Source organism: Shouchella hunanensis (assembly GCF_028735875.1).
GTDB classification, from domain to species: domain Bacteria; phylum Bacillota; class Bacilli; order Bacillales; family Bacillaceae_D; genus Shouchella; species Shouchella hunanensis.
This window is the reverse complement of the sequence record NZ_CP117834.1, coordinates 888,147-905,889: the sequence shown is the minus strand read 5'-3', so window position 1 is coordinate 905,889 and position 17,743 is coordinate 888,147. Positions and strand designations below refer to the sequence as shown.

The window sequence follows — 17,743 nt, the reverse complement described above, 5'->3', positions numbered from 1 at the left end:
AGACTCATGCGCAAATGGTATGGATCCATTAGCAGAAACGTTTGCAATTTATACACGTCCTTTACAATTTTTATAATCGTTTTACACTATGCTCATGCCTGCTTCATCTGGTTTATTTATTCTTAATAGAACGGACTCTATTAAGGAGTAGTGAAGTCACTGGAATGAGAACGGAGGGCTAAGAGTGTATTTTTCTATTATTGAAATCGGGTCTAACTCAATAAAGTGTACAATTTGCAAGAAGGAAAACGGTTTATGGTGCACGGTTGCACGTAAAAAAGCACAAGTACAATTAGTGGATCGGCTCTCTCGCCTTTCAGTCTTGCAAGATCGAGCGATAAAGAAGATTATTTGGGCGCTACAGCAGTTTAAAAAAGTCGAAGAGGCGTACGTATGTCGAGGCTCCTTTGTTTTTGCAACAGGTGTCTTGAGATTGGCAAAAAATAAACATGCTATTGTTGAGGAAATAAAAAAGAAGCTACATGTTACAATTCATGTTTTGTCAGGACATGTTGAGGCAGCCCTTGGCTATCTTGCTTTAAAAGATAAGACGGTGCTTGATCAAGGTGTACTGGTGGATACGGGTGGGGCAAGTACTGAATTAACCGTGATCTCCCGGTCAAAGCCAGCTTTTTTTCATAGTTACCCATTTGGAGCATCCACGTTAAGCAAACAATTCTTCCACCAGACGAGTGACGATTGGCGTTCTTTCGTCGATCAACTAAAAGAAAACCTTGGATCGACGATGCAGACGATGCTACATACACAATCTTTCCCTACACTAGTTACAATTGGTGGTCCACATCAATTTCTGCAAGGTCAAGGGACAGAGGAATCGCTCTCTGGAGACTGGGTTAAGCAACAGCTCGTTGAGTTAGTAGAAATGGATCATGAATCGTATAATAAATTAGGTTGGATTCCAAAACATCGTATTCTTTCCTTTAAAGGGGGACTTCTGCCATTATTAGCTGTTATGGAGGTGTTTCCGATTACAAGCATATTATGTAAGCAACTAACCATTACTGAAGGTGTAATTGCCGCTTTAAATAGAAAACAAATGAACACCCTATTCTTGTAGTGAAACAAGGGTGTGGTGTTTTGCAGTATAAGCTAAAATAGGAATAAGGGGTGAGAAAATGATACAACACCATAAGTTAGATGTGAAAGCAGTGGAAAGACTAGCAGAAAACGTAAAGCCAGAGGAAGATTATTTATTTTTCACCTATGTATCCATGCGACGGGATGAAGCCTCTTTCTTTGGTCAGTTTGTGAACGAAAGACTAACAGGCGTTCTTGCTTATACCGATCAGTTACCGTTTCCGGCGTTTGCTTTTTATGGCCTTGATTATAAAGAACTTCAACTTGACTTATTCGTATCCTATGTGAGAAAGTTGCTAAATTTTCACGAAGGAATTGTTGGCGGTACGATCTTGTCTGATGTCGATTTGGCCTTATTCCAAGCGGCAAAGCTTACTGTGAATGAGCCAACTGCTTTTATTACCATGAAGCATGAAGACGATCAAAAGTTATTGAAAGGAGATTTGGTTGAGCGAATAACAGAAACTGAATGGGAAGCGTGTGCCAGATTTTTGGCTAAGAGCGAAATGAATTATTTCTCGGAAAGAGAATTACAACAATATCCGTTTTATGCTATTCGTGAAGGAGAACATTACGCAGCAGTTGGAGGATTTCATTTCTATAACGAGATGTTAGTAGAGCTTGGAAACATTGTAACCGAGCCTTCCTTTCGAGGAAAAGGCTATGCTAAGGCAATAACGAGTAAGTTAACACATGTTGGAAAAGCCTATTCACCTAACGTGTATTTATCTGTTTTCGCTCAGAATACGATTGCCATTCATATTTATAAACAGCTCGGGTTTAAAGTCGTTTCGAACCGATGGATAACCGATTTTTCTTTAGCTGCGTATTCAATTGTTAAATAATTCACGCATATTCGTGTTATAATCGTCGTAATCTTTCAAATGAGGTGAATACATGTTGTTTTATTACGGTCGAGGTATCTTTCATTCGGGCTAGAAAAAAACGCGTACTAGCCGCAAAGGGATACGTCTGCCTTTTTTAACAATTAAATCACATAGACTTGAAAGGTGTTATGAATATGGATAATCAAGATTTGAGTTTTTTATACAATCGTGTTGGAAAAGAAATGGGTTGGAATTTCACCCGCATCAACGCTGTCTCTTCGGGAGTGAAATGGGATTTTTATAAATTGGTTCGAGACTTTTGTTCACCTCAAGACATGTTGCTCGATTTAGGTACAGGTGGAGCTGAACAAGTGTTGACATTGGCCGATGCTGTTGTTCGGATTGATGCTGTTGATAACGCACCAGAAATGGTGAAAACAGCTGAGCGAAATGTCCAGCAATCTAAGAAAGGAAACGTCTTTCTGCATTGCTTGGACAACAAGAATATTGGAGAATTAAATCGACAGTATGATCTCGTTACGTGCTGTCATGCACCATTTCATGTGCAACAGCTTAAGACTGTTATGAAAGATGGGGCTGTCTTTATGACTCAGCAAGTGAGCGAAGGCGATAAACAAAATATAAAAGAATGGTTTAATCGTGGACAAGCATTTAACATTAAAGATGGATCGTTGAAAGACCGTTATGTGAAAGAGCTTCAAACCGCTGGCTATAAACATGTTCAGGCATATGATTATGATGCCATTGAATATTATCAAACGGAGAACGACTTAGCTTTTTTATTAGAACACACCCCGATAGTAGGGGAGTTTGGAAAAGATAAGAGCGATTACGCACATCTACATGCCTTTTGTGAACACAACCAAACCGATCAGGGGATTAAAACCAATTCAAAACGGTTTATGATTGTAGCAATACGCTAATAGCTTAGATGCGCCTATACAGGCGCATCTTTTCAACATGGTAGATTTGTGCTGTGACGACGATTTAGTGGACTTATATCAATCGTTTCAAATGGCGAAAGGAAATGGCATGATGATAAGAAACAATTGTAATTGAGCAGGAAAATAGGAACAAGGCGCTGGATAATTAAACGTTTGATTAAATAGAGTCATCATACGTATGACGGGATTGGGAAGATGTTTGAAAGCAATAGACAGCCACACTTTATAGGAGGAAAGAAATGCACTTTGATGTCATTATTATTGGCGCTGGTTCAATGGGGATGGCTGCAGGTTATTTTCTAGCGAAAAGTGGAAAGAGCACGCTTTTATTGGATGCACATACCCCCCCTCATCAGCGTGGAAGTCACCATGGTGAAACAAGAATGATTCGTCATGCATATGCAGAGGGAGAACAGTACGTTCCTTTTGTAAGGAGAGCGCAATCGTTATGGTACGAGCTCGAACGAGAGAGTGGAAAAGAGATTTTTCTTAAGACAGGTGTACTTAGCGTTGGGAAGGAAACGGGGCAATTTATTCAAGAAACGATAAAAAGCGCAGAAAAATATGATTTACCTTTACTAACGTTAAGTCGGAAAGAAGTACATAATCGTTTTCCAGGTATGCATGTTCCAAATGAATCTGTTGGTTGCTTTGAGTCGGAATCCGGAGTTCTAAAATGCGAAGATAGCATTACTGCCTATAAAGCATTAGCTAAACACTATGGTGCAACGCTGTTAACAGGGTCCAGGGTAACGGGTGTGTCGTTAAACAATCATGTGGCTCAAGTACATACGGTAGATGAAACATACGCTGCCCACTCTGTCATTATTTCAGCTGGGGCTTGGTCGGGCCCGTTGCTTGACACTATTGGCTTGAAACTACCGCTTACGCCTTTAAGGAAAACGTTCGCCTGGTTTCACGCAGATGAACAAACTTACGGTAAAGACGCTTTTCCTGCATTTGCCTATGAATCCTCAAATGGATTGTATTATGGATTTCCGAGTATTGAAGGTGCTGGATTGAAAGTCGGACGTCATGATGGTGGCACGCCTATTCATCCAGATGAACAAATGGCTCCATTTGGAACGCTTGCCGAAGACGAGGAAGACTTGCGCACATTTGTACATCGTCATATGCCAAAGGTCAACGATCTGGCTTATGGGAAAACCTGCTTATACACGATGACACCGGACGATCGGTTTATTATTGATCGGCACCCGCAATATAAGAATCTTTATGTTGCGGCAGGTTTTTCAGGACACGGCTTTAAGTTTAGTAGTGCAGTTGGACAAGCCTTAAGTCAACTTGTATGTCTAGGAGAAACAGAGATAGATATTTCGGCATTTTCCTTAGATCGTTTTCAAAGAAAATAAGGCTTGCCCTAGAGTTCACTCCATTGCGTATGGTAGAGAATAGAAGCATGAAGGAGGTTTTTAAAGATGGACTATGTGAAATTTGGTAACACTGGATTGGACGTTTCACGATTGTGTTTAGGCGCGATGGGATTCGGTGACCCATCAAATTGGATACACAAATGGATCTTAAATGAAGAGAAGAGTCGACCCGTTATAAAAAAAGCATTAGATGCAGGGATTAATTTTTTTGACACGGCTAACATCTATTCAATGGGTGAGAGTGAGCGTGTGCTTGGAAAAGCATTGAACGATTACGCCCTTCGAGACGATATCGTTGTTGCGACAAAAGTATTTATGCCCATGCGGCCAAATCGACCAAACAGTGGAGGGCTTTCTAGAAAGGAGATTATGGCAGAAATTGATCAGAGCTTAGAACGACTAGGTATGGATTATGTGGATTTGTATATCATCCATCGCTGGGATTACCATACACCAATAGAAGAAACAATGGAAGCGTTGCATGATGTGATAAAGGCTGGAAAAGCTCGTCATATTGGTGCTAGTGCAATGTTTACATGGCAGTTTCAAAAGGCACAGTACGTGGCAAGAGAGAACGGCTGGACACCATTTGTTTCAATGCAAAATCACTATAATTTAATTTACCGAGAAGAAGAAAGGGAAATGATGCCGTTTTGTAAAGATCAAAAGATCGCTGTTACGCCGTATAGCCCTCTTGCAGCAGGGCGGTTAACGAGGAATCTAACTGAGTCTACACACCGCTCCAAAACGGATCAAACACAGAAAGCTAAATATGACCCAACACAAGAAGCTGATCAACAAATTATTAATAAAGTAGCAGAAATGGCCCGTCATCATGGCGTGACAAATGATAAAATTGCGCTTGCGTGGTTACTCAATAAAGAGCCTGTTGTTGCACCGATTATTGGCGCACAGAAAGAGAGCCATATTGAAAGTGCGGTTGCTGCTTTAGATGTGACATTAACGTCAGAAGAAATGAACCGGCTTGAAGAATGCTACGTGCCACATCCTATTGTAGGTGCTCGTTAATACTAGAAAGTTATGGAAATTTATAGACCGAAAAAGGGCGTCATTGGGGCGTAATCTGATAGTGTCGGTTTCTTTAACCAGCTATCAGACTTTTTTTAACTTGAATAGCAAACACACATTCGCATATACTGAATATACGAATGAAAGGTGGCGTTATGAAATGAGTAGAGAGGCGAACGAAGAGCTTGATTTTAACCATATCCTTACTGTGAAAACAGAACCCATATTACTCTTGCGTACGTACATATTTACTACCCTCGCAAAGAAAATTCTAGTAAAAGAACAGACTTACTTTTTGAAACGAAAAATGGACGTAATGTTTCCAGAAGCATATGTAAGAGCCATTCAGCAAGCACTTCTTCTCTTAAACCAAGACTTGTTAAAGACGAAAGCAATGATGAAAGAACGGCACATGACTGCTAACCTGAAGCCCGAGATGAAAGCAGATCGAACGTTCAAATATGAATGTTATATAGAAGGTAAAACGATTTATACTGGAGGCACTTCACATCGGTTAAAAAGTGAAGTCATGCGTTATGTTGTATTTTATTTAAATGAAGCAAGGGAAAAACAGCTTTAAAAAATGATGATCGGTTAAAAATGTTCTAATGGTCTTTTCTGCAATAGCGTTTCTTCTAGAGTATAGTAATGACAATCTCGTTTAATATCTTCAAGGTAGGTATGTATAAACTCCCGCTCGTAGCCAAAATCATATAGTATTTCTTCTAAATTAACACCTTCGGACAACACCGTACTTAATTTCACCTTTACCCCATAAAGCCTTTTTTACCTGAATTCATTGTCAGTTCGTACACGTTCCGCATAAAACCACTCCTTATTAAACTGTTTACCTCTACTTTTATACCCCAAACAGACGAAGAGTAAAGCTGTTTTTTGAAAAAACTAGGTGTTGCGCCTCATAAAATGGGTGAAATCAACAAAAACTATGGGACGAAAGGTTGGTCTAAGAATGTTTAGATTTAAAAATAGGGGGTAAAATTAAAGCGTATCTATTCTTGCAAGATGGATGTTAGGTATGTATATAGGAGGTGAGACAATGAATGGCGTTCTCAGGTTTTTTATCGCTCTATTTGCGTTAATCACTTTAGTAGTGTCCATAGGTATTATTCTTCAAATAACGGACGTCTACAATGTCTTTGATGAGATTCTTGCATTAGGCGAACCCTATTTTTGGGTGTTAATTGGAATCTTTTCCTTCCTAGTTTTGATATCGTTAATTTTATTCATCGCTAGCTTTAGAAGAAGTGAAAGTGAAATTGACTCATATCATGTCTCTACGGAAATAGGTGAGATTGGCATTTCAAGGCAATCAATTGAATCAACTGCATTAAAAAGCGCTCGAACCCTTGATGGTATGCGTTCATTAGAGATACGTTCTCGCATCTCTAGGGATTCAAATCGTGTATCATTAGACATCACATATACGCCATTTGGACCAAATCCTGTTCAGCAAAATGCGAAAGAGTTACAGGATCGCGTAAAAAAAGATTTAGAATCTTGGTTAGAAGTAGCTGTAACGGAAGTAAGAGTGTTTGTGAAGCAGAATCAGCCAAATCAAAATAAGCGGCAACGTGTTATTTAAGGAGGGTGCGCATGAATCCAGAAACGTTAAAACGGTATCGTGGACGTATAATCGGTCTTGTGATTGCAGCGGTGTTCAGTGTTCTCTTTTTTACCATTGGCTTTTGGTACACTGTTGCCGTTGGCATATTTATCACAATTGGTTTTTTAGTAGGAAAATGGGCAGACGGAGACCTGAATGCTTCAGCCTATCTTGATGCCCTTTTTAGTAAACGGCAGTAAATCCAAATAAGGAGATGATTTGAATGAGCACAACAAATGTTAAATCAACGACAAAAACAGATGAAACGTACATGCAAGAGAAAAGAGAGCAAGAAGAAAAGAATAAAAATCGTGATCGATTGACGTATGATACAGAGGTAATTAAGAAAATCACTGCAATCGCAACGATGAAAGCAGACGGTATTTTGGGAATGAGTGGTTCATTCTTCTCAAGCATCAAAGAAACATTTGGTGGGGACGAGGATATCACAAAAGGAATCAGCGCTGATGTAGGCGAGAAACAAGCGGCAATTGATCTAGAGGTTTATGTGGAGTATGGCAAGGAAATTCCTAAAATTTATCAATCCATCAAGAGAGAAGTAGCAGAAAATATTAAGACAATGACAGGTTTAGAACTTGTTGAGTTTAATATGAATGTTGCAGATGTCTTTACTAGAGAAGAATTTAAAGATGGAAATGGAACGAAAAATCGCTCCAATAGTGATCGCGTCGAATAATAGTGAAAGGACTGTCGACAACTGTTGACAGTCTTTTTTGTTTACACCTCTTCAAAGGTCGTGTATACTCATTTTTAATGATTGATTGATTAATCAACCGTTAAAGGAGTGTGACAGATGCCTCTATCAGATGAACAACGTGAAAGCATGAAGAAAAAGCGAGCAACCATACTTACTGCTGCAACTGATTTATTTGCTACCTTGGGGTTTGAGGGTACAACAATTAAAAAAGTGTCAGAAGCGGCAAATGTTAGTTTTGGAAGTGTATTTACTTATTTCAAAGATAAAGATGCTTTATTTTATGCTGTAGTCGTGGAACCAATTGATGCATTTAAAGAAGAGGTTTTATCCTTTAACCCAAATGCGGTTCAGCCTGTCGTTGAGTTGAAAAAGATGATTCATACACATATTGACTTGTATGCCCGGCTTCAACATTACTTAACTATAGTTGTTCAAATTATTGGTCAGTATCATAAATACCCAGAAATATTTGCTAAACTTGATGAATTTAACGATGAATTTTGTGAACGAGTCAAAATATTAGTAGAGAATGGACAGAAAAAAAAAGTACTAGTCAAGCAAGATCCGATGACTGTGGCAACAATGTACACGAGCTTATTAACAGGACTTCGGATTAATACGACTGACTCGAGATACAGTAGCTTTTGGGAACCATTTAAGCAATCCGCTATACATTTATTTGGACCTATCGAACAATAGGTTCGTTTTTTACCACAAAAATGATTGATTAATCAATCATAATTAGAGAGGAGAGGTTCTTTTGTTATCATTTCGATCTTTTTCAAGAACTATTCAAATTCGATTACTATTAATGTTTTTGGCGAAGTTAACAACGATGATGGTGATTCCCTACTTAATTATTTATTTTTCCGCAGAGTTAGGTGTTATCAAAAGCGGATTTATGCTAATAGCTGTTATTCTAGCAAGTGTCGCTGGAGCATTTATAGGAGGACCCGCAGCGGATCGATACGGCAGAAAAAAACTCATTCTGCTGTACGAAAGTATGATTGTCATTAGCTATTTGGGTGCAGCAGTTGCTAATGGATCGTGGGGGACATCGGCGTTAGCTACGTTTTTATTTTTTCTTCTAGCGCAATTTAGTACGGGAGCAGTCAACCCGATTTATCAAGCTTTAATTCTTGATTGCAGTCAGCCCAATGAGCGTCGAGTTATTTATACTTATTCATACTGGTTAGGAAATGTTAGTGTCGCCATCGGTAGTTTACTAGGTGCTATGCTGTTCAGTGAATACTTATTTTTCTTACTACTTTCCGTTGCATGTACAAGTTTGGCTGCTGTTATTGTGACAATCTTTTTTATACAAGAAACGCTACCGCAGGAAACTGAATTGCACCGCACTCAAACAAAATTAGCCACTCAAAAAACGTTTGCTCGGCGTTTAGGAGAAAGAGGATTCTTGACCTTTTGCTTTGCTAGTTTGTTTGTTGTCGCAATGGAAGAACAGCTGACGAATTACATAGGCATTCGATTCGTAGAAGAAATTCGTGAAGGGGAAGGAGTGTTGGCACTTCTTCCTACTGAAGCAAGTGGAATAGGAATGCTTGGCTTATTAAAAGTTGAGAATACAATACTTGTTGTCTTTTTAACACTTGGTATTGCAAAATGGACAAAAAAGTGGTCTCCATATCTAACCTTGCTAGGTGGGGTGCTCCTATTCTTTATTGGGTACATTATTCTAAGTATAAGTACTACACCATTCCTATTAATAATAGCTATGTTTATTGCGTCAATCGGTGAAGTTCTTTATATGCCAATCAAACAAACGATGTTAGCAACTATTGTGCCAGAACATGAACGTAGCACTTATATGAGTTGGTATCAAATCGCTTTATTACTTGGTGTTTGTGGAGCAGGTATTTTTCTAGTAATAAGTCATTGGTTATCTTTTTCTTCCATGACATTTTTGTTCTGTTTAATGGGTTTAGGCAGTATCATTCTCTTCTATCGATTTATTCGAAACATGGAAGCTGAAAGGACAGTCGATCGCTCTTGCCACGAACAGGTTTAGTGTCGGGAAGAAGTGGGAATGATACTAAAAACTTGGAGGGACTGGAACGACATGAAAGGGATTATTAAAGGAGTAGGTGCGCTTTTCCTATGTGTGGTACTGGCTTATCTCTTTTCTTTCGCAACAACGCTTACAGGTATACTGCCTATGCTAGTTATTTTAAGCTTTTGTGGAGGCATCATTGGCATGTTCGTTTTGCTTGAATTAGTAAATGATCACGTAGATACAGAGAGCTAAAGAAGCCTCCGAAAAAAGGAAGCTTCCTTTTTTATGTCTGAGGTGTAAGGCGAGCGACTGGTCGTAGGATAAAAAGAGTCTCAATACGTGCCCATTGGCTTTTCTCATAGAAGTGTTGAACAGCCTTATGATCTGTTAGAGTTTTTAGAATGAGGGGTTTGAGACTCAGGTAGGCATTTTGTTTGTGCCTCACACATTGTTCTATTATTTTCCTTTTGCTTGTTTGTTTAAGGTTCTCCTATAATGAAGACGTGAAGGTTTGAAGTAGACGAAGGTTGGTTACCTTTACTAGTATAGAAAAAGTATGATGAAAATAAGGGCGTGACCGTATGAAACGATTACTGGTATGTGTTGTTATAGTGATCATTGCCTATAGTACACGAGAATTTTGGTTTGAACCGGCAAAGAAGGCTCTTGCTTCGTCTGTTGATTCGATTCAAGAGTGGAGCGGAGATACAACCTTTGATTTATCATTTGAATTTGTTGACGATTTCCTTCGTGCTGTCTTGCCTGTTGAGGAACAACCTGAAGAGGAAGCAATCGCGGTTGAAGCGCCAGCACCAGACCTTGTGAACCCTGAAGACACGTTCTTTTCCGTTCATAATATAGAGCTAGGTGATACGAGACAAGAAGTAGAGGAAGAGGTTGGAGAGCCAGAACGAGTGACTGTAAATGAATATGGGTTAGAGTGGTATGCGTATCATTCAGATTATCAAAATTTCTTTATGGTTTCTTATGATGAGAACGACCTCGCAAAAGGTCTTTATACAAATCAAGACTTACTGGCTTCAGAGAGCGGTATCACATATGGCACGGAGCAACAGGTTGTGCGAGAGCAATTAGGGGAGCCAATTGATGTCCTACGGAAAGGACTGTTTTCTTATAAACTAAACGAAGAAGAAGCGTATGATCTGTTTGAGCTTGAAGATAGTTATGTGACGATTTTTTATGATGAACATCGAGATTTGACTGTTACAGGCATCCAGATCATGGATCATGATATTGAACAAGACAAGCGATCGCTTTACGCAGATCAAGATGAGGCGTTGCGTGATGGATTCGAATATCAGCTTTTCGATGTTATGAATGCAGAAAGAGTCGCACACGGTTTGCCGATTCTGTTCTGGGCTGAAGATGTGCGCTACACAGCAAGGAAGCATAGTGCTGACATGGCCGAAAAGCGCTACTTTGATCACACGAATTTAGAGGGGCAGTCTCCTTATGATCGCATGGAAGCAGACGGCATTCGCTTTAGGACCGCAGGTGAAAACCTTGCAATGGGACAGTTCAGCAGTATTTATGCCCATGAAGGTTTAATGAATTCAATAGGACACCGTGAAGCGATTTTAAACGCGCAATTTGAAAATGTAGGAATTGGAGTCGCGTTTGGAGAAGAAGGCCAACCGTTTTTTACTGAAAAATTTTATACAAGATAAAAAGCTATGGACGTTTTGTTCATAGCTTTTTTTTGGGGGGAGCCGGTTTTTAAAATAAACTGTTTTTATTATTTTGAAATAACAACAATCATATTAAAAGATTTACAATTAAAGATAAATCTTAGAAGAATGATTTAGTGAAATAGTAAAGTAGACTGTTTGAAAATGTAACGACTTAGCCAGATGTTGACAGAAACTTTCTTAAGTTATATGGTTAGTTACATAAGTAACGAACCCCGGAGGTTAAACGATATGGTATTTTCTTTTTCCGGTGATCAACCGATTTTTAGGCAACTAACTGTTCGGATAGCAAATGAGATTGTTAGTGGAGCGTTAAAAGAAGGGGATCAAATTCCTTCCACAAATGAATTTGCGAAGCAATTACAGATTAATCCGGCAACTGCAGCGAAAGGCATTAACTTATTGGTTGACCAAAAGATCTTATATAAAAAGCGAGGAATTGGCATGTTCGTAGCGGAAGGTGCAAGAGATAGGCTCATAGAAGAAAGGCAAGAATCGTTTATGCAGAATTACATTATACCGTTGTTAGATGAGGCAACGCAGATCGATTTAAGTGACGAGCACATTAAACAACTAATTGATGATGAGAGGGGCAGGCGAGTATGAATATTAAACTAAATCAGGTAAGAAAACAGATAAAAGGGCAAGACATTCTAAAGAATATAAACATAGCGATTGATGAAGTAGGCATATATGCTGTTCTTGGACCAAATGGTGCAGGGAAAACGACGTTTATGCATGTCATGGCAGGATTGTCTACTTGGGATGGTGGCACTGTAGAAGTGAACGGTGAAAGCCCTTTTGATAATGCTTCTATTTTACGTCACATATGTTTTATTCAAGAAAGCGATAATTTCAAACCGATGCTTAAAGTAAAAGATGTCTTGAAACACGTAGAGGCTTTTTATCCAAATTTAAACCGAGAATTACTGCATCGTCTTGTAAAAGAATATGATTTACCGTTAAACAAACGTTTAATTGAATTATCAAAAGGCATGAATTCAGCCCTAAATATGAGTATTGGCTTAGCAAGCCGGGCGCCATTAACAATCTTTGACGAACCCTATATAGGTATGGACGCGACGGCTAGAAAAAAGCTATATAAAGAAATTATTGATGATTACGTCGACCATCCTCGGATCATTTTATTTTCAACACATTTCATTGAAGAAACGGAAAGCATTTTCGAACACGCTATCTTTGTGAATCATGGTCAAGTGTTATTACAAGAGCCAGTTGAAGAACTAGCTGAAAGAGCCTTACGTATTACAGGTCCTACAGACGCCATGAAAACAATTGATCGTTCAGTCTACAAAATCATATCTGAAGATTCGTTTTTATCTGAATCGAATGTAGGCATTTTTTTAGATAAAGGTCAGAAATTGGAGTTACCAATGAATTGCAGCGTTCAGTCACTACCGCTTCAAGAGTTTTTCATTGACTACACAGCAAAGGAGCAGTCGGTCATATGAATCAATTAATGGTACTCAATAAACTCATTCTCTCCGATATGGTGAAAGGATTTCTTTACTTTTGGCTTGTGTTATCGGGTTTTTTGGTTTTAGGCTATGCGATTGCATCGGTAGCAACCGAAACAACTGTCATTTTATTTGTATGGCCAATATACCTTGTATGGCTATGTGCCAATAGCTTTCAATTGACGAAAAATAATCTTGAATATGCATTAAAACTAGGAGCAACACGCACTCAATTCTTTCTCTCTAGTTTGATCATTCTTCTAGCGGCCATTCTAATCGGTCAATGTCTTCATCGTGTTTATCTTATTGTATTACCGGCGATTGGTAACGTGTTTTCAAGCGGAAATGTGACACTTGTCGGTTTCCAAGAACTATTTCCTGAGCTTACATTGATACATGGAATTGGATATGATATCACGTTTGCCATTCTTTTAGCAGGCCTATTCTATTTACTCGGAACGGTGCGTTTTCAATACGGGATGATCCCCATTTATGTTGCGCTTGCTTTTATGGGTGTTTTGCTATTAATTCCTGTGGTGAGAGAAGTGAGTATGAATTGGTTTACTCAGCTATATGAAGGCGTGTTTCTGGAGTCGTTTTTCTTGCTCGCTCTCATTGGTGCGGTGACGTTTAGTACTAGTCACCCGTTGTTAAAACGCATGACACTTCGATAAAAGAAAGGAAGAAGGCAAGATAATTAAAAATTATCCTGCAAAGAACAAAAGAGTAATGAGATTGAGACTTTCCTTTCAAGGGGAGGTCTTTTTCTATATACAGTACAATTGATTAAGGAGAATATTCGTGTGAAAATGGGGTAGAGAGATTGGAGGGGAAGGTATGTTTTTACGTACTATACGAATTCAGCATGAACGTATTGCATCGTACAGTGATTACCCGTTTTCCATTCCGTTTGTAAAACGGACGGATGAACTCAAAATTGAAGCACCGATTACATTTTTTGTTGGGGAAAATGGTTCAGGCAAATCAACGTTATTAGAAGGGATTGCCGATAAATGTGAGTTTAACACGGCTGGTGGAAGTCGGAACAACGTGTATGACCTTCATGCTTCTGAATCTTCACTTGGCGATTATTTGCGATTATCGTGGCTTCCTAAAGCAACAAATGGATTCTTTTTCAGAGCTGAGTCTTTTTTTCACTTTGCCTCTTATTTAGACAGTCATCCTGAAGCCCTTAACGCGTATGGGGGCAAATCGCTTCATCACCAATCACATGGAGAATCGTTTTTCTCGCTCTTTGCAAATCGGTTTGGACAGAAGGGAATTTATTTATTAGATGAGCCTGAAGCCGCTCTTTCTCCACAGCGGCAGCTTTCATTCTTGCGCATTCTGCATGATTTAACAAAAAAGGGACAATGCCAATTTATTATTGCGACACATTCTCCTATCTTACTTGGATTTCCAAATGCTGATATTTTTCATTTCGGTAAAGCGTCTATTAAAAAAGTTCAATATGAAGATACGAATGCTTATGAGGTGACACGTTCTTTTTTGCAACATCGGAAGACAATGCTTGAAGAACTACTACGTGATGATGAAGAAGAGAGCCAAGAATGACTCTCTTATAAGTGAAAGGTGAATTCAACAAATGCTGCGACAACTGGAATAGAAAAGAAACCTAGCGTAAGGACCAAAACGGACAAGACCAGTAAACCGCCGCTTGGGCGCTGCAGTTGTATAAAGGTAGAAGCAATAATGATTATAAGATAGAGGACAAGCAACGTAATCCAAACGCTTGGTACCGGTGTTACATAAATGTTACTAGGATAATAGAGTGCCGTTAGGCCAATGACAAGGGCAAGTACCGCAAGTAAACCATGAAGTATAATAGATGTTAAACGTAAAGCCATTTCATTCCCTCCAAGAAGACGACTGATCTTCATTGTAAGGGGAACTTACATTTTTTTCAATTGCTAGTAAGAGGGTGATAAGATGCACATAAGGACGATTGAGTTAAAAGACGCTGAGAACTATTTGGCACTAAGTAAACGAATCGAATCGTCGGGCTATATGTTGTTTGAACCTGAAGAAAAAAACATCTCTGTCGCGAAACAACAGGAATTGATTGAACAAATCATTCAAACAAAAAGCACGGCATTATTTGTGGCTGAAGTAGACGATAGCTTAATTGGCTTTATCATGGCGATCGGTGGAACAGTGAAGCGTAAACGTCATTCAGCCTACATTGTTATCGGTGTCGATGAACCATTTCGAGGAAAAGGAGTGGCGACGAAGTTATTTCAGCGGTTATTCGAATGGGCGAAAGAGATGAAACTGACTCGTTTAGAATTAACCGTTATGAAAACAAATGCAAAAGCCTACCAACTGTATCGCAATTTAGGATTTACGGTTGAAGGGGAAAAGATCCATTCCTTACTAGTGGATGGAGAGCCTGTGAATGAATATTACTTATATAAACTGCTCTAAATAGGGGGACTTTCATGATTCCTTTAGTCTATGATCAACTGAATCGTTTTGGAAAAGATGACGAATTTATTCTTTCCTTATTAGAAAAAGCAAATGTGCATGTAGTAGCTGATTTAGGCTGCGGTACAGGACGGCTAACGGTTCATTATGTAGAAAGAGGCTATGATGTAACAGGGATTGATCCGAATGAAGAAGCGCTTGCTTACGCAAAAAAGAAATGGCGTGGAAAAGAGGTTAATTGGGTTCTTGGTGATAGTTCAACGTTAAAAGAGGAAACATACGATGTGGTTGTGTTAACAGCAAATGTTGCCCAAGTTTTTCTTACAGAGCAGAGCTGGAAGAAAACGCTTCAAGATGCCTATCGTGGTTTGAAAAAGGGTGGTCATCTTATTTTTGACTCACGTAATCCCGAAGCAAAGGTGTGGGAGCAGTGGGAGCAAGACGATACGCCGGATCTTGCGGTTCATGAACAGACAGGAGAGCCTTTAGAAATTTGGACAACCTATGATGGGTTTATTGATGATGTTTATACCTTTTACGAAACGGTAAAAGGAGTGCAATCGGGAGAGGTTTATGTAACTGAAAAAATGAAGCTAAAGTTCAGAAGTCATGAAACGTTGCAACAATCGTTGGAACAGGCGGGTTTTTCTTCGGTATATAGCTATGGTGACTGGGAGTTTAAAAAAGCAACCCCGACAAGCTCATCCTTTATCTTTCATGGAATAAAATAATATCTTTACTTTATTCAGAAAAATATCTATAATAAAAAAACGAAACAAGCGACGATGAGAAGAGTACTTGTGCACAGGCATAACAGAGAACTCCTGGTGGTGGGAATGGAGAATGTAATGGCACAAGGAAACAAGTCTCTGAGCTGTACAAAGGATCTTTCAATTCATTTGAAAGTGATGGTGTGCCGGGTTCTCCCGTTATAGAGATAGAGTATAACCACATACTTACATGTGACGTACTTGAAAAGGTTGTTGTAGCGATACAATAACAAACTGGGGTGGCACCGCGAAACTTCTAACAATCCGAAGTCTCGCCCCCAAGGTTATGAAACCTTGGGAGGTGAGACTTTTTTTCGTTGTTCAAAAAAACGATTAGGAGTGGTGCTACATGAACTGGAAAGACCCTATACTTTTGTTAGTTGGTGTTGGAATTTCAAATGTAGGTGCATGGGTTTACCTACTTGCTTTAAATTTAACGGTGTTATCAATGACAGGAAACTCACCCTTAGCAGTTGGGATTTTGTATGTACTAATTCCCCTCGCTACCCTTTTAACCGATGTGTGGGCGGGTTCGTATATTGATCGGTTAAACAAACGAACGCTCATGATAACGTTAGATATTGTGCGAGCATGCCTTATCTTCTGTTTACCATTTTTGAATTCATTGGTTTTGATTTATGCCGTTGTTTTGTTGATTAATATGGGAAGCTCGATGTTTGGATCAACTGCGATTGTTTACATGACAAAATTAATTCCGAAAAGGGAGAGGCAACGCTTTAACTCATTGCGAAATTTTATCGAGTCCAGTGGCTTTATACTCGGACCCTCGATTGCAGGGGTGCTTTTTATCGTCAGTTCACCAAATATGGCTATTTTTGTGAATGCGATTGCCTTACTATTGTCAGCGTTTGTCATTATGCTACTCCCAAATCTCGATTCCAAAGATGAAGAAGTAGTCTATGAAAGAGTAACGCTTGCTGTAATGAAAGAAGATTGGAAGATGGTTGTGGCTTTTGGACAAAAACATACACATGTGACATGGGTGTATCTCTTATTTGGAGGGTTTGTTGTCTTTTTAGCAGGAATTGACTCCATCGAGGCAGCATTTGCAAGGACAGTGCTACTTTTTTCTGAGAGTACGTATGGTTTTCTAGTCGCTATTGCTGGTTTAGGAATGGTCGCAAGCTCACTCTTAAATGCTTGGTTTGCGAAGGTGTTTAAAATCAACGTATTAATAGGAGTTGGAGCAGTGGTTGCACCGATTGGCTATTTAATTTTTGCGTTCTCCCACACGTTTCTAATTGCTGCAATTGGTGTTTTCATCGTGACATTTGCCATTACATTCGCCCATATAGGGTTTCTGACATTTTACCAACACCATATTCCGGTATCAATTATGGGGCGATTTACGAATCTTGTTGGTATGATTGAAGCAGGATTCACTATTGTTGCGGTTGCGTTGATCGGTATCTTTGCAGAATGGATTGCCATTCGTCCTGTCTACATTTTTAGTTCGGTTGCGTTTCTCTTGTTTGGCTTTTACATGTATACGGTTGTGATGAATAAAGGGAAAAAATCGTACTATGAAAATGAATAGTTAAAAAGGATGGTCTCTTTAACGTAAGAAACCATACGCTGTTTTGCTAGCAGCGTATGGTAAATTCGTTTTTTAAGAGAGGAAGGCATGAGCAATTGTTTTCAAACGTGCAAG

The 17,743-nt window shown here is 39.2% G+C and carries 22 protein-coding genes; 20 read left to right on the top strand and 2 right to left on the bottom strand.

Annotated features, from left to right (window positions below; genetic code table 11):
- Positions 1-184 precede the first annotated feature (184 nt).
- The 6 genes from PQ477_RS04830 (at position 185) to PQ477_RS04805 (ending at position 5,893) form a co-directional block, all read left to right on the top strand.
- Entirely contained in the window at positions 185-1,078 is an 894-nt protein-coding gene (locus PQ477_RS04830) for a Ppx/GppA phosphatase family protein (protein WP_144559974.1), read from the top strand.
- Between the two features lie 58 nt (positions 1,079-1,136).
- Entirely contained in the window at positions 1,137-1,943 is an 807-nt protein-coding gene (locus tag PQ477_RS04825) for a GNAT family N-acetyltransferase (protein ID WP_274273043.1), read from the top strand.
- Between the two features lie 176 nt (positions 1,944-2,119).
- The gene (locus PQ477_RS04820) at positions 2,120-2,869 is read left to right on the top strand and encodes a class I SAM-dependent methyltransferase (protein ID WP_274273042.1); all 750 of its coding nucleotides are present in this window, start codon (positions 2,120-2,122) and stop codon (positions 2,867-2,869) included.
- A gap of 260 nt (positions 2,870-3,129) precedes the next feature.
- Positions 3,130-4,263, top strand: a complete 1,134-nt coding sequence (gene solA, locus PQ477_RS04815; protein WP_274273041.1) for an N-methyl-L-tryptophan oxidase — start codon at positions 3,130-3,132, stop codon at positions 4,261-4,263.
- A gap of 66 nt (positions 4,264-4,329) precedes the next feature.
- Positions 4,330-5,313 carry an aldo/keto reductase gene (locus PQ477_RS04810; RefSeq protein WP_274273040.1) on the top strand — a complete coding sequence of 328 codons (984 nt, stop codon included), beginning with the start codon at positions 4,330-4,332 and terminating at the stop codon, positions 5,311-5,313.
- A 160-nt stretch (positions 5,314-5,473) separates the two neighbouring features.
- On the top strand, positions 5,474-5,893 hold the full coding sequence (locus tag PQ477_RS04805; RefSeq protein ID WP_144559964.1) for a YhjD family protein: 420 nt from the start codon (positions 5,474-5,476) through the stop codon (positions 5,891-5,893).
- 14 nt (positions 5,894-5,907) lie between these two features.
- Here PQ477_RS04805 and PQ477_RS04800 read toward each other — a convergent pair whose 3' ends face one another.
- A complete protein-coding gene (locus PQ477_RS04800) occupies positions 5,908-6,078 on the bottom strand; it encodes a hypothetical protein (protein WP_158331979.1) in 171 nt (56 codons plus the stop codon).
- 292 nt (positions 6,079-6,370) lie between these two features.
- Between PQ477_RS04800 and amaP the strand changes: the two genes are divergently transcribed.
- The 11 genes from amaP (at position 6,371) to PQ477_RS04745 (ending at position 14,431) form a co-directional block, all read left to right on the top strand.
- Positions 6,371-6,916: an alkaline shock response membrane anchor protein AmaP gene (amaP, locus tag PQ477_RS04795; RefSeq protein ID WP_035394963.1), complete on the top strand. Its 546-nt coding sequence runs from the start codon at positions 6,371-6,373 to the stop codon at positions 6,914-6,916.
- Positions 6,917-6,927: 11 nt separating this feature from the next.
- Entirely contained in the window at positions 6,928-7,137 is a 210-nt protein-coding gene (locus tag PQ477_RS04790) for a DUF2273 domain-containing protein (protein WP_035394964.1), read from the top strand.
- A 23-nt stretch (positions 7,138-7,160) separates the two neighbouring features.
- Positions 7,161-7,634, top strand: a complete 474-nt coding sequence (locus tag PQ477_RS04785; RefSeq protein WP_246117072.1) for an Asp23/Gls24 family envelope stress response protein — start codon at positions 7,161-7,163, stop codon at positions 7,632-7,634.
- Positions 7,635-7,751: 117 nt separating this feature from the next.
- A complete protein-coding gene (locus tag PQ477_RS04780) occupies positions 7,752-8,354 on the top strand; it encodes a TetR/AcrR family transcriptional regulator (protein WP_144559958.1) in 603 nt (200 codons plus the stop codon).
- Positions 8,355-8,415: 61 nt separating this feature from the next.
- Positions 8,416-9,684, top strand: a complete 1,269-nt coding sequence (locus tag PQ477_RS04775) for an MFS transporter (protein ID WP_274273039.1) — start codon at positions 8,416-8,418, stop codon at positions 9,682-9,684.
- Between the two features lie 51 nt (positions 9,685-9,735).
- Positions 9,736-9,921 carry a hypothetical protein gene (locus PQ477_RS04770; protein WP_035394967.1) on the top strand — a complete coding sequence of 62 codons (186 nt, stop codon included), beginning with the start codon at positions 9,736-9,738 and terminating at the stop codon, positions 9,919-9,921.
- A gap of 329 nt (positions 9,922-10,250) precedes the next feature.
- Positions 10,251-11,357: a CAP domain-containing protein gene (locus tag PQ477_RS04765; protein ID WP_274273038.1), complete on the top strand. Its 1,107-nt coding sequence runs from the start codon at positions 10,251-10,253 to the stop codon at positions 11,355-11,357.
- A gap of 252 nt (positions 11,358-11,609) precedes the next feature.
- Positions 11,610-11,984 (top strand): GntR family transcriptional regulator, encoded by a 375-nt coding sequence (locus PQ477_RS04760; protein WP_274273037.1) that lies wholly within the window; start codon positions 11,610-11,612, stop codon positions 11,982-11,984.
- Positions 11,981-12,850, top strand: coding sequence for an ATP-binding cassette domain-containing protein (locus tag PQ477_RS04755; protein ID WP_274273036.1), 870 nt, complete (start codon positions 11,981-11,983; stop codon positions 12,848-12,850). Before PQ477_RS04760 ends, PQ477_RS04755 begins: the two co-directional genes overlap by 4 nt.
- On the top strand, positions 12,847-13,530 hold the full coding sequence (locus PQ477_RS04750; protein ID WP_060704691.1) for a hypothetical protein: 684 nt from the start codon (positions 12,847-12,849) through the stop codon (positions 13,528-13,530). Before PQ477_RS04755 ends, PQ477_RS04750 begins: the two co-directional genes overlap by 4 nt.
- A 163-nt stretch (positions 13,531-13,693) precedes the next feature.
- Positions 13,694-14,431, top strand: a complete 738-nt coding sequence (locus tag PQ477_RS04745; RefSeq protein ID WP_035394972.1) for an AAA family ATPase — start codon at positions 13,694-13,696, stop codon at positions 14,429-14,431.
- Between the two features lie 5 nt (positions 14,432-14,436).
- Here the strand turns inward: PQ477_RS04745 and PQ477_RS04740 are convergent, their stop codons facing one another.
- Positions 14,437-14,724, bottom strand: a complete 288-nt coding sequence (locus tag PQ477_RS04740; protein WP_144559943.1) for a hypothetical protein — start codon at positions 14,722-14,724, stop codon at positions 14,437-14,439.
- Between the two features lie 82 nt (positions 14,725-14,806).
- Here PQ477_RS04740 and PQ477_RS04735 point away from each other — a divergent pair, with 82 nt between their 5' ends.
- From PQ477_RS04735 to PQ477_RS04725, 3 genes are all read left to right on the top strand, one after another.
- The gene (locus tag PQ477_RS04735) at positions 14,807-15,301 is read left to right on the top strand and encodes a GNAT family N-acetyltransferase (protein ID WP_035394973.1); all 495 of its coding nucleotides are present in this window, start codon (positions 14,807-14,809) and stop codon (positions 15,299-15,301) included.
- Between the two features lie 14 nt (positions 15,302-15,315).
- Entirely contained in the window at positions 15,316-16,032 is a 717-nt protein-coding gene (locus PQ477_RS04730; protein ID WP_144559941.1) for a class I SAM-dependent methyltransferase, read from the top strand.
- 388 nt (positions 16,033-16,420) lie between these two features.
- Entirely contained in the window at positions 16,421-17,629 is a 1,209-nt protein-coding gene (locus tag PQ477_RS04725; RefSeq protein WP_035394975.1) for an MFS transporter, read from the top strand.
- Positions 17,630-17,743 lie beyond the last annotated feature (114 nt).

Excerpts from the sequence above, each read along its gene's own strand:
- PQ477_RS04820 (WP_274273042.1), top strand. The coding sequence starts at position 2,120 with ATGGATAATCAAGATTTGAGTTTTTTATACAATCGTGTTGGAAAAGAA.
- PQ477_RS04780 (WP_144559958.1), top strand. The coding sequence starts at position 7,752 with ATGCCTCTATCAGATGAACAACGTGAAAGCATGAAGAAAAAGCGAGCA.
- amaP (WP_035394963.1), top strand. The coding sequence starts at position 6,371 with ATGAATGGCGTTCTCAGGTTTTTTATCGCTCTATTTGCGTTAATCACT.
- PQ477_RS04765 (WP_274273038.1), top strand. The coding sequence starts at position 10,251 with ATGAAACGATTACTGGTATGTGTTGTTATAGTGATCATTGCCTATAGT.
- PQ477_RS04770 (WP_035394967.1), top strand. The coding sequence starts at position 9,736 with ATGAAAGGGATTATTAAAGGAGTAGGTGCGCTTTTCCTATGTGTGGTA.
- PQ477_RS04725 (WP_035394975.1), top strand. The coding sequence starts at position 16,421 with ATGAACTGGAAAGACCCTATACTTTTGTTAGTTGGTGTTGGAATTTCA.
- PQ477_RS04750 (WP_060704691.1), top strand. The coding sequence starts at position 12,847 with ATGAATCAATTAATGGTACTCAATAAACTCATTCTCTCCGATATGGTG.
- PQ477_RS04810 (WP_274273040.1), top strand. The coding sequence starts at position 4,330 with ATGGACTATGTGAAATTTGGTAACACTGGATTGGACGTTTCACGATTG.
- PQ477_RS04730 (WP_144559941.1), top strand. The coding sequence starts at position 15,316 with ATGATTCCTTTAGTCTATGATCAACTGAATCGTTTTGGAAAAGATGAC.
- PQ477_RS04740 (WP_144559943.1), bottom strand. The coding sequence starts at position 14,724 with ATGGCTTTACGTTTAACATCTATTATACTTCATGGTTTACTTGCGGTA.
- PQ477_RS04825 (WP_274273043.1), top strand. The coding sequence starts at position 1,137 with ATGATACAACACCATAAGTTAGATGTGAAAGCAGTGGAAAGACTAGCA.
- PQ477_RS04785 (WP_246117072.1), top strand. The coding sequence starts at position 7,161 with ATGAGCACAACAAATGTTAAATCAACGACAAAAACAGATGAAACGTAC.
- PQ477_RS04805 (WP_144559964.1), top strand. The coding sequence starts at position 5,474 with ATGAGTAGAGAGGCGAACGAAGAGCTTGATTTTAACCATATCCTTACT.
- PQ477_RS04755 (WP_274273036.1), top strand. The coding sequence starts at position 11,981 with ATGAATATTAAACTAAATCAGGTAAGAAAACAGATAAAAGGGCAAGAC.
- PQ477_RS04790 (WP_035394964.1), top strand. The coding sequence starts at position 6,928 with ATGAATCCAGAAACGTTAAAACGGTATCGTGGACGTATAATCGGTCTT.
- PQ477_RS04735 (WP_035394973.1), top strand. The coding sequence starts at position 14,807 with ATGCACATAAGGACGATTGAGTTAAAAGACGCTGAGAACTATTTGGCA.
- solA (WP_274273041.1), top strand. The coding sequence starts at position 3,130 with ATGCACTTTGATGTCATTATTATTGGCGCTGGTTCAATGGGGATGGCT.
- PQ477_RS04745 (WP_035394972.1), top strand. The coding sequence starts at position 13,694 with ATGTTTTTACGTACTATACGAATTCAGCATGAACGTATTGCATCGTAC.
- PQ477_RS04760 (WP_274273037.1), top strand. The coding sequence starts at position 11,610 with ATGGTATTTTCTTTTTCCGGTGATCAACCGATTTTTAGGCAACTAACT.